This window comes from Bacillus sp. ISL-55 (assembly GCF_018613155.1).
Classification (GTDB): domain Bacteria; phylum Bacillota; class Bacilli; order Bacillales; family Cytobacillaceae; genus Mesobacillus.
Genome location: NZ_JAGGQU010000013.1, coordinates 78,274 through 92,464 on the forward strand (window position 1 = coordinate 78,274; position 14,191 = coordinate 92,464).

General features: G+C 43.6%; 10 protein-coding genes and 1 other annotated feature. Of the genes, 5 read left to right on the plus strand and 5 right to left on the minus strand.

The features are described 5' to 3' along the window. Positions 1–28: 28 nt before the first annotated feature. The gene (gene hisJ, locus J7E32_RS07790) at positions 29–829 is read left to right on the plus strand and encodes a histidinol-phosphatase HisJ (RefSeq protein ID WP_214906022.1); all 801 of its coding nucleotides are present in this window, start codon (positions 29–31) and stop codon (positions 827–829) included. 56 nt (positions 830–885) lie between these two features. On the opposite strand, the gene refZ is transcribed toward hisJ, so the two are convergent. Next, positions 886–1,521: a forespore capture DNA-binding protein RefZ gene (refZ, locus tag J7E32_RS07795; RefSeq protein WP_214906025.1), complete on the minus strand. Its 636-nt coding sequence runs from the start codon at positions 1,519–1,521 to the stop codon at positions 886–888. A 153-nt stretch (positions 1,522–1,674) separates the two neighbouring features. On the opposite strand from refZ, the gene J7E32_RS07800 reads away from it, so the two are divergent. Continuing rightward, positions 1,675–2,157 carry a GAF domain-containing protein gene (locus J7E32_RS07800; RefSeq protein ID WP_214906027.1) on the plus strand — a complete coding sequence of 161 codons (483 nt, stop codon included), beginning with the start codon at positions 1,675–1,677 and terminating at the stop codon, positions 2,155–2,157. 69 nt (positions 2,158–2,226) lie between these two features. On the opposite strand, the gene megL is transcribed toward J7E32_RS07800, so the two are convergent. Next, entirely contained in the window at positions 2,227–3,438 is a 1,212-nt protein-coding gene (megL, locus tag J7E32_RS07805) for a methionine gamma-lyase (protein ID WP_214906030.1), read from the minus strand. A gap of 178 nt (positions 3,439–3,616) precedes the next feature. After that, complete coding sequence (locus J7E32_RS07810) at positions 3,617–5,512, minus strand: sensor domain-containing diguanylate cyclase (RefSeq protein WP_214906033.1); 1,896 nt, start codon at positions 5,510–5,512, stop codon at positions 3,617–3,619. A 455-nt stretch (positions 5,513–5,967) separates the two neighbouring features. Here J7E32_RS07810 and rpsD point away from each other — a divergent pair, with 455 nt between their 5' ends. Next, positions 5,968–6,570, plus strand: coding sequence for a 30S ribosomal protein S4 (gene rpsD, locus J7E32_RS07815; RefSeq protein WP_041965450.1), 603 nt, complete (start codon positions 5,968–5,970; stop codon positions 6,568–6,570). A gap of 248 nt (positions 6,571–6,818) precedes the next feature. Here the strand turns inward: rpsD and tyrS are convergent, their stop codons facing one another. Further along, positions 6,819–8,078: a tyrosine--tRNA ligase gene (tyrS, locus tag J7E32_RS07820; protein WP_214906036.1), complete on the minus strand. Its 1,260-nt coding sequence runs from the start codon at positions 8,076–8,078 to the stop codon at positions 6,819–6,821. 72 nt (positions 8,079–8,150) lie between these two features. Further along, positions 8,151–8,372: a binding site (T-box leader), on the minus strand. A 142-nt stretch (positions 8,373–8,514) separates the two neighbouring features. Here tyrS and J7E32_RS07825 point away from each other — a divergent pair. Then, positions 8,515–11,424: a transglycosylase domain-containing protein gene (locus J7E32_RS07825; protein WP_214906038.1), complete on the plus strand. Its 2,910-nt coding sequence runs from the start codon at positions 8,515–8,517 to the stop codon at positions 11,422–11,424. 105 nt (positions 11,425–11,529) lie between these two features. Here J7E32_RS07825 and acsA read toward each other — a convergent pair whose 3' ends face one another. Further along, complete coding sequence (gene acsA / locus J7E32_RS07830) at positions 11,530–13,248, minus strand: acetate--CoA ligase (protein ID WP_214906041.1); 1,719 nt, start codon at positions 13,246–13,248, stop codon at positions 11,530–11,532. Positions 13,249–13,536: 288 nt separating this feature from the next. On the opposite strand from acsA, the gene J7E32_RS07835 reads away from it, so the two are divergent. Next, positions 13,537–14,169: a GNAT family N-acetyltransferase gene (locus J7E32_RS07835; RefSeq protein ID WP_213369136.1), complete on the plus strand. Its 633-nt coding sequence runs from the start codon at positions 13,537–13,539 to the stop codon at positions 14,167–14,169. Positions 14,170–14,191 lie beyond the last annotated feature (22 nt).

A 14,191-nucleotide genomic window follows, 5' to 3' on the forward strand; every position in this document is an offset into this window, starting at 1 on the left:
AATCTATTACTTCAGGAGGACTGAAATCATGAAAGATGGGCACGTACATACATCTTTTTGCCCGCATGGCACTAAAGATTCTATAGATGATTACATTGAGAGAGCGCTGAAGCTCGGCTATACAGAAATCACGTTCGCTGAGCACGCCCCTTTGCCGGAAGGATTCCTGGATCCTACACCATTGAAGGATAGCGCAATGCGTTATGAGGATTTGGAGCCTTATTTTCAAACTCTGGAAGAAGCGAAGCTTAAGTACCGCGGGAAAATTAAGATCAACACTGGATTTGAGATTGATTACATCGAAGGATACGAACTTCAGACTGCCAATTTCCTCAACGAGTTCGGTCCTCGTCTCGATGATGCCGTTCTATCCGTTCATTTTTTGAAAAACCTTTCAGGAAAATATGATTGTCTTGATTACAGTCCGGACAACTTTGGAGAAATGGTGAAGGTATATGGGGCGGCGGAAACGATCCATCGCCATTACTATCAAACTGTATTGAAATCCATTCTTGCTGACCTGGGTCCATATAAGCCAAAAAGAATCGGGCATATTACCCTTGCGAATAAATTCCGCTTAAAATACCCTATCGCGAAGGATTGTACTGATGAGATCACTGAAATACTGGAGAATGTTTCGAAGCATGGGTATGAGCTGGATTATAACGGCGCCGGTACAGCAAAACCATTATGCCGCGAGCCCTATCCACCAGAATGGGTAATAAGCGCAGCTCAAAAACGTGGAATCAGACTCGTTTACGGATCAGATGCACACCAGGCGAAAGAGCTTGGACAGGGGCTGGATAGAATGCATGTAAAACCTTTATGATTTAACCGCTCCCTACCCACACATAAAATAAGGAAACCGGCAGCTTTACCGGTTTCCTAAATATTGATCAACATTTTCTCCTGCACTTTATGATCTTTACAAAGTGTTCCTTTGATCCATTGTGAAATCTCATGGCTGAGCATATCGGCAAAGTATTTTTCATGAGGCTGCACATGGAGAACCTCGGTCACATAATGGGTATTCAAAAACGGCATCGACAGCAGCCCTTTTAATTGTAAAATGCTGAATTGGATGGAATGCTTTTTAAATTCACCGTTCCCCATTCCAGTTTCAAGCACCTTTTTAAACATATAGCGTTCTTTCACATGATAGGTGGACATAATTTCCCTGACCACCTGCGAGTCCATTGTCATCTCTCTTAAAATAAACCTTGTCAATTGACTGTTTTGGCACTGGTATCTCAATACATTATCAACCATCGCGTTCAGGCATAGTTCCGCACCGTATTCCAGCAATGAAAAGCCTTTTTCCAATTCTTCCATATAGCTTTCGAAGAAAACGGTAAAACAATTTTCGAGGAGTCCATTTTTATTCCGGAAGTAGTATGAGATATTCGCTGCATTTACGTCTGCCCTTGCCGCAATATCCCTTACAGATGTCCCATTGAACCCCTTCGTATTGAATAAGTAGATGGCCGCATCCATAATCGCAGCTTTTGAATTTTTTCTCATTGCTCCACCCCTCGCTTTCCGCAATTAACCTTACTGTTTACCTTTCTCTGAAATCATTTAAATTCCTTTATAAAAAGCTCGACAAAGTCTCCATTGTTTCGCCGATTTTTGATACAATGTAGATTAAAACTTCAGGAATGAGGGGGAATAACTGTGTTTAAAGTCGAAACATACAGCGACAGCCGTGAAAAAAATTACGATTTACTGATAAAGCAACTTAAAGCATTGGTGGAAGATGAAAAGAATGCGATTGCGAATTTTAGCAACGCTTCTGCTTTATTGAACCAATTTCTCGATCGCGTCAACTGGGTCGGCTTTTACTTGATGGAAGATGGCGAGCTTGTTCTCGGACCATTCCAGGGCCTTCCAGCATGTGTAAGAATCCCGCTCGGCAAAGGAGTTTGTGGTACAGCCGCATCCAGGCAGGAAACAGTAAGAGTTGAAGATGTCCATGCCTTCCCGGGCCACATCGCTTGTGATGCCGCGTCACAATCGGAAATCGTCGTTCCAATCGTCAAGGACGGAAACCTGCTTGGCGTCCTTGATATCGATTCACCGGAAAAAAATCGCTTCGATGAATTAGATCAGCAAAAGCTTGAGGAATTCGTTGCAATGCTGGTGCAGTATGTCAGCTAGTTTTTAAATAGATAACGTAAAGAAACCCTCCCGAATTCCGGAGGGTTTCTTACTGAAATGAGGATTCTCTTAAATCGAGCCAGTCTCCATTGTACTTTCTTTCCTTACAGCTTCGAATGCTGCTTCAAGGTCATCCCTTAAATCTTCCCATGCTTCCAACCCAACTGACAGTCGGAGCATGTTGTCTGTGATCCCCATTTTTTCTCTTGCTTCTTTTGGGACTACAGCATGTGTCATTGTCGCAGGGTGCTGGATTAGTGTTTCTGCATCACCAAGACTTACAGCTATTTTTATAAGCTTTAATTTGTTCATAAAGGCTTGCGCTTCTTTTTGGCCGCCTTTTATGTTGAAGGAAATCAGGCCGCCCGGCTTGCGCATCTGTTTTTTCGCAATTGCGTAATCAGGATGCTTAGGGTCGCCAGGGAAAATGACATCTTCGACTGCAGGATGATCAGAAAGGTATGCTGCCAATTTTTCAGCATTGTCACAATGGCGGTCCATCCTTACCGGCAGTGTTTTCAAACCACGAAGCAATAGCCATGCATCAAATGGTGAAATCACCCCGCCAATGTCTTTTTGCGTTGTCATCGATATTTTAGTCATGATCTCCTTTGGCCCCACTGCTACTCCGGCAATGACATCGCCATGTCCGCAAATATATTTCGTTGCGCTGTGGATAACAAAATCACAGCCAAGCTCGAGAGGATTCTGGAGATACGGCGAACTGAATGTATTATCAACAACTACCGGAATCCCTTTTTCCTTCGCGACATCCGCGACCATTTCCAGGTCAACCAGTCTCATTGTTGGGTTGATCGGCGTTTCGATATAGATGACTCTTGTCTCTGGAGTAATGGCAGCCAATACTTCTTCTCTCGTCGACATCATCGAAAAATCATGGTTAATATCATATTTTTCTTTCATAAGCTGCAGCAGTCCGAACGTACAGCCATACACGCCCTGTGAGCAAAGGATGTGGTCGCCTGAGCGTGTCAGCGCTACTAATATCGCAGAGACAGCAGCCATCCCTGAACCAAACGCAAGAGCTTTTTCCCCTTTTTCAATCGTTGCCATCCGCTCCTCAAGCATAGCAACTGTAGGGTTTCCAAGACGTGAATAAATGAACCCTTCCTCTTCTCCGGCAAAGCGTCTTTCACCCTGTTCAGCGGTATCGAAAGTGAACGTACTCGTTTGAAATAACGGAGGCGCAAGACTTCCCCTGTATTCGTCAGACTTATATCCAGAATGAATCACTTTTGTTTCGAATCTTTTCTCTCCCATTACGATTCCTCCTATATATTCTGTAAACGCTTACAATTTACCCCCATAATCAGGATATGACATTTACCCCCTTATTGAAAGTAATTTCTCTCACACTAATATAAAAAGTCCTGTTGTCCATTAAACGAAAAAAGCACTCACACCAGTTGAAAGCTCTGCTGTCCATAAAAAAAAGCACTCATTCTTGAGTGCTGTTAAAAGTAAACTGTTCATCATTCTGTAAAACTACTTTATTTTTCCCTGAGCCTTTTGCTTTATAAAGAGCCTGGTCTGCTCTTTTGAACACGCTCTTGGTTGTATCTTCCTGTCCTCTGATCCATGTGGATACCCCGCATGAAACCGTGACCTTGGGGTTCGTATGCTTTTCAACTTTATCTACTAGCCTATTGGCAATCATGACACCCGTCTCAAGAGGTGCTCCTGGTAGATAAATCGCCAGTTCCTCTCCGCCCCATCTGGCACCAATATCAGTCCCGCGGATATTCTTCGCAATATGACGGGCCAGCTGGATGAGAACCTCATCTCCCACCTGATGGCCATACTGATCATTGACGCATTTAAAATTATCAATATCAATCAAAATAAAGGTTCCCTGCTGATCTTCAAGCATGGAAAGATTCATTTTATCATCCAAATATCCACGAGAATACAGCTTCGTCAAATGATCGGTCACAACCATTTTTTCCAGCTCTTCACGCAGCATTGAATTGGTAAAAGCTAATGTTGAATGGTGAATAAGAGACTGGAGCAGCTTGAATGTATCAAACGCAAAGTGATATGGCTCCTCATGCATGACAAGCGCAAAACCCTTTAATTCCCCGCTCTGGATCATCGGGACACCCATGATCGAGTGGAAGTGTAAGGAGGCGTCTTCTCTGTCAGAGGAGATGTCTCCGATGAATAATGGTTCCATTTCCTGTTTGATTCGTTTGGCGATCCTCAATATATAGCCGGAAGCATCCTTTGAAAAGAAAAAGCTTGTGCTTCCCTGCAGGACTGAGTAATCCTCATGGTCTTCATCAAGCATGATGAAACCGACTTCCTGAGCATTAAAGGATTTGATGATTTGTCCGCAGATAAACTTCATCGTATCCGTCAGCCGCAAGCTAGTATTCAACTGATGCGAGGTTTCATTGATTAACTGCAAATCGGCAATCAATTTCCTGGATTGCTCATATAGCTTGGCGTTTTCCAGCGCACTGCCGGCGGTATTGGCGAGCAGCTTAATGAACTCCACTTCATTTTGCGGGAAAACAAGTGAGTTCGGGGCAATCACCTGCAAAACTCCATAAACACCCTGTTTGCCTTTTAAAGGTGCGTACATGATTGAATTCTTTTCTGTAACAGAATCCTCGAACTGGATGTGCCCGCTTACATAAGACTGCATGGCAGTCAGGTTGTCGCTATCGTATTCAAGGTCTTTAACCGGCAATCCACCATACCCCTTGTGGTCATGGGACAAAAGCAGAAAGTAGGTGAAAGAAGGATATACTTCCCTTAGGGTGGAAATGATTTCGCCAAGCACGGCTTCCATATCCATCGTCGAATGGAATTTCTTCGTCACTCTGAATAATTGCTTATATCTTTTTTCTTCTTCCATTGTATCCGCCAGGCTACGGGCCTTCTCAATAAATACATTACACTCATAAGATAGCTTATTACAGAAACTGTCTGATAACCGGGTTAGTGAACCGCCAGTGAACTGGAAGCCAAACAACCCCTTAGATTTTTCATTAGCGGCCAGGACAAGCAACAGTTCGTACTGAGGCATAGATTCTGGATATTTAATGAAAGAATAGGGTTTCTCAGCCAGTTCACTTACCAGACAATCAGGAAAAGGATCAATCAATTCGTCATTTGTCGATAAACGTGTTGTAGCCTCCAGGAGCATTCCCTGTTTCCATTCCCGGCAGCCGTAGTAGTCGATTTCATCAACTTGCAGGAGTTCTTTTAAAATAACCATCATTTGCGAGAGAACTTCTAAGTAAGGAACAGATAATCTGCCAGTGCTGATCAAATCAAAAAATCGGCTTTTCAGTTCTAATATAATCTCGCGTTCCAATAATTCTTCCATATATATCACCTGTTTTAAAATCACTTAACAGCGATTTGTAAGTAGCTGTTTGGACAGGCAGCAGCCTGAATTAATTAAAATGATTCATCACGCGGCAAGGTAATATCCAAATATTTGAAAAATATAGCAATTACTATTCATTATACCATAGGCCTAGTAAAATAGTATGATATAAAAAGACAAACTTTTTTAGATTAGCTGACATCTTAAAAGTATTTTATCTTAAATATAACCTTGACTTTATAGCACCATAAATTATATAATACTCTTTGTGTAAAATATCGCAGCCTATGTGGTCTACATTATGTATGTATTTTGTTCCTCGAACCTTGTTTGATGGTGTATCTCGTAACCCGCTGCTGCTAGGGCGAAGGTACATGAAAACAAAATACCCATAAATGTTTAATCACAATCTGTTTTTATTTTACAAAATAAAAACTAAGGAGGAGTCATTCATGGCTCGTTATACCGGCCCAAGCTGGAAACTATCCCGCCGTCTTGGAATTTCACTAAGCGGTACAGGTAAAGAATTAGAGAAACGCCCTTACGCACCAGGCCCTCATGGTCCTAACCAGCGTAAAAAATTATCCGAATACGGATTACAATTACAAGAGAAGCAAAAGCTTCGCCACATGTACGGAGTTACTGAGCGCCAGTTCCGTAACTTGTTCGACAAGGCAAGCAAAATGCCTGGTAAGCACGGCGAAAACTTCATGATCCTTCTTGAAGCTCGTCTTGACAACGTTGTTTACCGTCTTGGTCTTGCTCGCACTCGTCGTGCAGCTCGCCAGTTAGTAAACCACGGCCACATCATGGTTGATGGCGCACGCGTAGATATCCCATCTTACCGCGTAGCTCCTGGCCAGACTATCACACTTCGTGAAAAGTCTCGCAACCTTGATGTAGTGAAAGAAGCAATCGAAGTTAACAACTTCGTACCTGACTTCTTGACTTTCGATGCAGACAAGCTAGAAGGAACTTTCACTCGTATGCCTGAGCGTTCTGAACTTCCAGCTGAAATCAACGAAGCTCTTATCGTTGAATTCTACTCTCGTTAATAGAGTGCTTAATAAAACCCCGGCCGTATTGGCCGGGGTTTTTGTTTGTCCTCTTCCACACTTTTTTCTGCTTTTCAAGTTGGTCGAAATAATTGAAAATGTGGTCGATATATTTAAAAATTCGCTTGTATATTTGAAAATGTGGTCGCTAAAGCTAAAAACAGATATCTTTTTTATAAAAGAAACAGCCACCTGGGTTCCAGGATGGCTGTTTTCTTCATTATATTAGCTAATTTCCACATCGAAATCTAGTATTTAATCATAAAGTACTTCTTCTTGCCGCGGCGGATGATCGTGAACTGCCCTTCAATCTTGTCAGCATTGCTAAGTACATAGGCAGTGTCGGTGACGCGCTCTCCATTCAGGGAGACAGCACCGTTCGATACATCTTCACGCGCCTGGCGCTTGGATGGCGAGATTTTCGCTGCCACCAGCAAGTCGACTAATCCTTGCTCTTCTTCCCCTTCTACTGTAAAAGAAGGAACATCTTTGAAGCCTTGCTTGATTTCCTCAGCGCTCAGGTTTTTGATATCCCCGCTGAAAAGTGCTGCGGAGATCCTGATCGCCTGCTCTAGGGAATCCTCACCATGGATCATGCGTGTCATTTCTTCTGCCAGAGCTTTTTGGGCCTTGCGCAGATGTGGTTCTTCCTCTACCGCTTTTTCCAGCGCTTCGATTTCTTCTTTTTCTAAGAAAGTAAAGAATTTCAAGTACTTCACGACGTCAGCATCAGCCGTGTTGATCCAGAACTGGTAAAACTCGTATGGTGACGTTTTTTCAGGGTCAAGCCATACAGCGCCGCTTTCTGACTTTCCGAATTTTGTTCCGTCAGCTTTCGTTACGAGCGGGATTGTCAGGCCGAAAGCCTTGGAGCCTTCTGCACACATTTTACGGATTAATTCAAGACCGGTCGTAATATTCCCCCACTGGTCGCTGCCGCCAATCTGCAATTTGCAGTCATGTTTTTCGTATAAGTGGTAGAAATCCATTGCCTGCAGGATTGTGTATGTGAATTCAGTAAATGAGATGCCCGTTTCAAGTCTTGAAGCGATTGTATCCTTAGCCAGCATGTAATTTACGCCGACGTTCTTCCCGAAGTCACGCAGGAATGTAACAATATCCATGGATCCGGCCCAATCATAGTTGTTCACCATCAGCGCTCCGTTTTCACCTGCTACGCTAAAAATTTGCTCCAGCTGCTTTCTGATGCCGTCTACATTCAACTGTACTTGTTCAAGTGTCTGCAGTTTACGCTCCTCACTCTTGCCGCTTGGGTCGCCAATTAAGCCGGTCGCTCCTCCGACAAGAACAATTGGACGATGTCCTGCATTCTGGAAACGGCGCAATGTCAGGAACGGAAGAAGGTGGCCAATATGCATGCTGTCCGCCGTTGGATCGACACCGCAGTAAAGAGAGATTTTCTCCTTCGAAAGCAGATCCTTCATTCCCTCTTCATCTGTTTGCTGGTAAATAATCCCGCGCCATTCGAGATCTTTTAGTAATTCCATCTTTTCTTCCTCCATTCAAATATATATTTCGCAACCGGATTTTCGCCCAATAAAAAACGCCCCTGCAATAAATGCAGGGGCGCAGTATGCGCGGTACCACCCGGCTTGAAAACAAAATAAAACATGTCTTCCACTCAATAAAATAACGGTTAACCCGTCCGCGGCTACTGATGAATATGTTTCACTGCGGCGCTCGGGGAGGTAATTCATCCTTCTGTTTGTACCGGCTCACAGCGGCCGCCGGCTTTCTGGAACATTGACAGAAGCACTACTAATTCCCTTCAAAGCTTTTTACTATAAAGTTAATAAAGCATTTTTACCATAAAGCAATACTTGTTGTCAAATTCGACATAAATTTTCAGAAAAATTCACATTAACAGCTATTCGACAGCCTGTTTATGCTATAATGTATGTGATTTTAGGGGGAATGATATGAATGCATGAGGGAAAACAGGCTTGGAAAGAGAAGCTTAAATCCTTTGGTGCTTTTTTTACGAATAAAAAGACCGTAAAAGGAGCCCGGATTACTTATTCGGTTGTCTGGAACATGCTGTTGTTATTGATCATTGTATTGGTTCTCGGTGGTGGTTTCGCCGCCGGTACAGGTGCCGGATACTTCGCATCCCTTGTCAAAGATGAACAAATCCGACCTTATGAGAATATGAGGAAAGATATCTACAACTATGAAGAAACATCGGATTTATATTTTGATAACGATGTTTATCTTGGCAAGCTCCGGACGGATTTATACCGTGAGGAAGTAAAGCTTGACGATATGTCGAAGCATTTAGTAAATGCAGTAGTCGCAACAGAAGATGAGTACTTCTATGAGCATGATGGCGTTGTTCCAAAAGCAATCATGCGTGCACTTTTCCAGGAGGTCACAAACTCAGCGGCATCCTCTGGGGGAAGTACACTTACACAGCAGCTCATCAAGAACCAGATTCTGACGAATGAAATTTCATTCGAGCGTAAAGCGAAAGAGATTCTGCTCGCCCTCCGTCTCGAGAAATTTTTTGATAAAAAGGAAATCCTTGAAGCCTATTTGAATGTCGCGACGTTCGGACGAAACGCGAACGGCAGCAATATTGCCGGTGTCCAGGCCGCAGCTAAAGGCATCTTTGGAAAAAATGCAAAAGACCTGACATTGCCTCAGGCTGCTTTTATCGCAGGACTTCCACAGAGCCCATTCGGCTATACGCCGTTCAGCAGCGACCACGGCAAGCTAAAGGACCCGGCTGGACTTGAGCCCGGGCTTTCCAGATACAAGACAGTCGTCACAAGAATGCATGGAGCTGGTTTCATTTCCGATGAAGAGTTTAAGGAAGCGATCAATTATGATATCACTAAAGACTTTGTAAAAGAAGTTCCTAGTGATAATACCGTTGAGCAATACCCCTTCCTGACGTTTGAAATCGAGAAACGATCCGTTACAATCCTTGCGGAGATTCTAGCTGAACGTGATGGCTATGAATTAGAAGACTTGAAAAAAGACGATAAATTGATGGCGGAATACCATGCACTTGCAGACCGTGATATCCGACAGAATGGGTATAAGATTTATACGACCATCAATAAAGAAATTTATGAAAAACACCAGGAAACAGCTAATAAATACCAATATTATGGAAGTAACAAACCACAGGAAGTTCCAGATCCAGATGATTCAAGCAAGACAAAAACGATTTCGGAACAGGTGGAAGTTGGGGCAGTGTTGATTGAAAATAAGACTGGTAAGATGATCAGTTTCGTTGGAGGGCGTGACTTTAATATACAGCAAAGAAACCACGCCACCGATTCTCCAAGACAGAACGGTTCGACAATGAAGCCGCTTCTTGTTTATGCACCAGCAATGGAGCTTGGGAAACTGCATCCTGGTTCTGTCCTGCCAGATGTCCAGGTGTTTTTGAACGGTCCTGGCAGAGCCTGGCCAAATAACTATGATATGCGGTACAGCGGATTGACTTCAGCGAGACACGCATTGACAAAGTCTTATAACGTCCCTGCTGTTCTTGCCTACAAGAGTATCCTCAACCAAAGGCCAGCAACCTTCCTGGATAAAATGGGATTCTCTAATCTGCATAAGGATGACTATGAAAATCCATCAACAGCGATTGGCTCATTGCGCGGTGGTGTCACTGTTGAAGAGAACACCAATGCATTCGGTACATTCGCTAATGGCGGGAAATTCATAGATGCTTATATGATTGAAAAAATTGTTGATAAAAATGGCGAAGTCGTATATCAGCACAAATCAGAACCAGTTGAAGTTTTCAGCCCGCAGACAGCTTATTTAACAATCGATATGATGCGTGATGTTATTAACCGCGGTACAGCTACAGCTGTAAATGGCAGACTGAAATTCGGATCTGACTGGGCTGGTAAAACAGGAACAGGCCATGAATATATTGATTCGTGGTTTGTGGCTACCAATCCAAATGTCTCTTTCGGTGTATGGCTTGGGTATGACACACCAAAACCATTGGAAAAAAAATATAACGGACTTACCTATGGAGTCCGAACTCAATACATCTGGGCAGACCTGATGAACGATGCTTATGATGTTGCTCCTCAGTTAGTCGATCCTGAAGAGCGCTTCAAAATGCCTGGAGGAATCGTCAAGAGATCTTATTGTGCAGTATCTGGTTTGCTGCCTTCAAGCGCTTGCACTAAAGCAGGACTTGTTGAATCAGATTACTTTATTGCCAAATATGCTCCAACAAAGGTAGACGACAGCCTGGTCGAGAACAAATTCGTAACCGTCGGTGACAAGCGCTATATCGCCCTTGATTCAACTCCAGCTGAATTCACGGACACTGGAGTGATCCTGAATCCGGAATACATGGAAAACTACATTGGCCATAAAATCAGGAATCCTCAGCAGTTGATCCCTAAAAAGGATGCATGGAACAAAATTCTCGTTGCAGATGATAAGCTGAGCGAGAATGGTAAAACTCCTGCAGCACTGGGAATCAAGCTCTCAGGCAAGACAATCACCTGGGGCAAGCATCCTGAAACTGATATTGTCGGATACAGAATCTATAACAACAAGAAAAAAGTCGGCAGCATCAAAGCAGGGGAAGCTTTGAGTTTCAATGCTGGAGACGGCTCATTCTATGTCACAGCAGTCGATATTGCCGGGAAAGAATCCGCTCCATCCAATATCATTGAAATTGGACAAAAGCCAGAGCCTAAGGATCCTCCAAAGGAAGACAAACCGAAGGATCCAAAACCGAAAGACCCTCCTCCAACTGATCCTAAACCAAAAGATCCTCCTGAACCACCACCTGGAGATGGTGATGGTGACGGTGAAGGTGAAGGAACCGGCAATGGCGATGGAAATTAGCAATTAAGCAAAAAATGACACCGCGTCCGATCTGGATGCGGTGTTTTGTTTATCCAAACGCAAAAAGAGCGTGAAACCAGGTTTCACACTCTTGTAATAGTTCTATTAATCTTCCATTGTAGATAGGTCGCCGGTTGGGAGATCAAGTTCCCAGGCCTTCAATACTCGGCGCATAATTTTACCGCTTCGTGTCTTCGGCAGCTTATCGCGGAATTCAATTTCACGTGGAGCAGCATGTGCAGCAAGGCCTCTTTTAACAAATTGGCGGATTTCTTCGATTAATTCGTCAGACTGCTCATAACCGTCACGCAATGCGATGAATGCCTTGATGATTTCGCCTCGGACTGGGTCTGGCTTGCCAATGACACCAGCTTCAGCAACTGCAGGGTGTTCAACCAGCTTGCTTTCAACTTCAAAAGGTCCGACACGCTCGCCTGAAGTCATGATAACATCATCAATACGTCCCTGGAACCAGAAGTAGCCATCTTCATCCATATATGCTGAGTCACCGGAAACGTACCAGTCACCTGGCATGAAGTAAGACTCATACTTTTGAGGGTTGTTCCAGATTGTATGCATCATCGATGGCCAGCCCTTTTGGATTGCTAAGTTGCCCATTCTGTATGGCGGCAATTCGTTGCCCTGGTCATCAACAATCGCAGCCTTCACGCCTGGGATTGGTTTCCCCATTGATCCAGGCTTGATTTCCATGCTTGGATAGTTACAGATTAATTGTGCACCCGTTTCTGTCATCCACCAGGTATCATGGATGCGCAGGTTGAACACTTTCATTCCCCATCTGACTACCTCTGGATTCAGCGGCTCACCGACACTAAGGATATGACGCAGACAGCTAAGGTCGAACTTCTTCACTATCTCATCGCCCGCACCCATCAGCATCCTGAAAGCTGTAGGAGCACTATACCAGACAGTCACTCCGTATTCTTCAATCATCTTATACCATGTCTCAGGATTAAATCGCCCGCCAATGATGACATTTGACGTCCCTGCAAGCCATGGGCCGAAAATTCCGTATGAAGTTCCTGTTACCCAGCCTGGATCCGCAGTGCACCAGTATACATCTTCTTCTTTAAGGTCAAGTACCCATTTTGCCGTCTGATAATGCTGGATCATCGCATTATGTACATGGAGCACACCCTTAGGTTTTCCAGTGGAACCCGAAGTATAATGTAAAATCAGGCCATCTGTACGTTCAACCCATTCGATATCAAGCTTTTTGCTGGCTTCAGCTAGCTTTTGCTTAAAGTCAACATACTTGTCGTTTTCCACGATATTGTCGCCAACAAGTAGAATATGCTTCAAATCAGGAAGCTCATCAACAGGAACACGCTCAAGAAGCTCAGGTGTCGTCACCAATACCTTTGCTCCACTGTCCTCCAGTCTGTCACGGACAGCACCTTCCATGAATGCTTCAAATAATGGACCCACAATCGCGCCTAGCTTGACCGCCCCGAGAACAGCAAAATACAGTTCTGGAGAACGAGGCATGAAGATAAACACGCGGTCCCCTTTTTCCACATCAGCATAAGTTTTAAAGACATTCCCGGCTTTATTGGAAAGCTCCTTCATCTCTTTAAAAGTATATTTTTCCTTGCGTACCCCATCCTGATAATATAGCGCAATTTTATTTTTCCTGAACCCTTCTGCATGGCGGTCGATTGCTTCATATGCCATATTGACCCTGCCTGTTTCAGACCAGGAAAACTCTTTCTCCGCTTCGCTCCAATCAAATTGGCCATGAAGCTCTTGATAATTTTTTAAGTTATGATCCCCTTGTGTAACTGGTAGCGCTTCCACTTTCATGTATCCATCCCCCTTGGCTTTATATTTAAAATCCATTATAGTATAAAATTTCGATTTTCTCAATTTTTAAAATATTAGTAGAATATAAATTGTGATTTAAAATTTTCCATGGGTAAATAAGTATTCCTGATACATACCGTTTTAAGGCGGAGCATAACGAAATTTTTGTGAATTTTCCTTTCGAAAAAATTCATATTTAAATACAGAAAATTTTGTGAAAGCGCTTTTATCTGTTAGATTTTATGTATAATAGAATTATCGTTTGAATTGTTGACGGGTGGTGACTGAATGGAACATAAAAAGACTTATAACGCAAAAGAATTGAAAACTCCTCATGGCCGTTTAATCATTGAAGGCCCGATTTCTCCTGAAAAACTTGCAAGCTATGAATTCCATGAAGACCTAGTGGCTTTCCGTCCCCCTGCCCAGCAGCACAAGGCATTGGTTGAGATTGCCGGTCTGCCGGAGGGACGTATTATCGTAGCGCGCTCAGGCCATATGATTGTCGGTTATGTTACTTACCTTTATCCAGACCCGCTCGAAAGATGGTCAGAAGGAAAAATGGAAGATTTAATAGAACTGGGTGCAATCGAGGTCATTCCTGAATTCCGCGGCAGCCGAGTCGGCAAGAATTTGCTGATGGTTTCCATGATGGATGACGCGATGGAAGATTATATCATTATCACGACTGAATACTACTGGCATTGGGACTTAAAAGGAACCGGCTTGAATGTTTGGGAGTACCGCAAAGTCATGGAAAAAATGATGAATGCTGGCGGTCTAACCTGGTACGCGACAGATGATCCGGAAATCAGCTCCCATCCAGCAAACTGTTTGATGGCGCGAATCGGCAAAAGAATTCCACCCGAATCAATCCAGCAGTTTGACCAGCTGCGGTTCATGAACCGTTTTATGTATTGATGATACCTCATCATTCAAGGAG

Coding starts and splice junctions, on each gene's coding strand:
- J7E32_RS07835 (WP_213369136.1), top strand. CDS start 13,537: ATGGAACATAAAAAGACTTATAACGCAAAAGAATTGAAAACTCCTCAT.
- hisJ (WP_214906022.1), top strand. CDS start 29: ATGAAAGATGGGCACGTACATACATCTTTTTGCCCGCATGGCACTAAA.
- J7E32_RS07810 (WP_214906033.1), bottom strand. CDS start 5,512: ATGGAAGAATTATTGGAACGCGAGATTATATTAGAACTGAAAAGCCGA.
- refZ (WP_214906025.1), bottom strand. CDS start 1,521: ATGAGAAAAAATTCAAAAGCTGCGATTATGGATGCGGCCATCTACTTA.
- tyrS (WP_214906036.1), bottom strand. CDS start 8,078: ATGGAATTACTAAAAGATCTCGAATGGCGCGGGATTATTTACCAGCAA.
- acsA (WP_214906041.1), bottom strand. CDS start 13,248: ATGAAAGTGGAAGCGCTACCAGTTACACAAGGGGATCATAACTTAAAA.
- rpsD (WP_041965450.1), top strand. CDS start 5,968: ATGGCTCGTTATACCGGCCCAAGCTGGAAACTATCCCGCCGTCTTGGA.
- megL (WP_214906030.1), bottom strand. CDS start 3,438: ATGGGAGAGAAAAGATTCGAAACAAAAGTGATTCATTCTGGATATAAG.
- J7E32_RS07825 (WP_214906038.1), top strand. CDS start 8,515: ATGCATGAGGGAAAACAGGCTTGGAAAGAGAAGCTTAAATCCTTTGGT.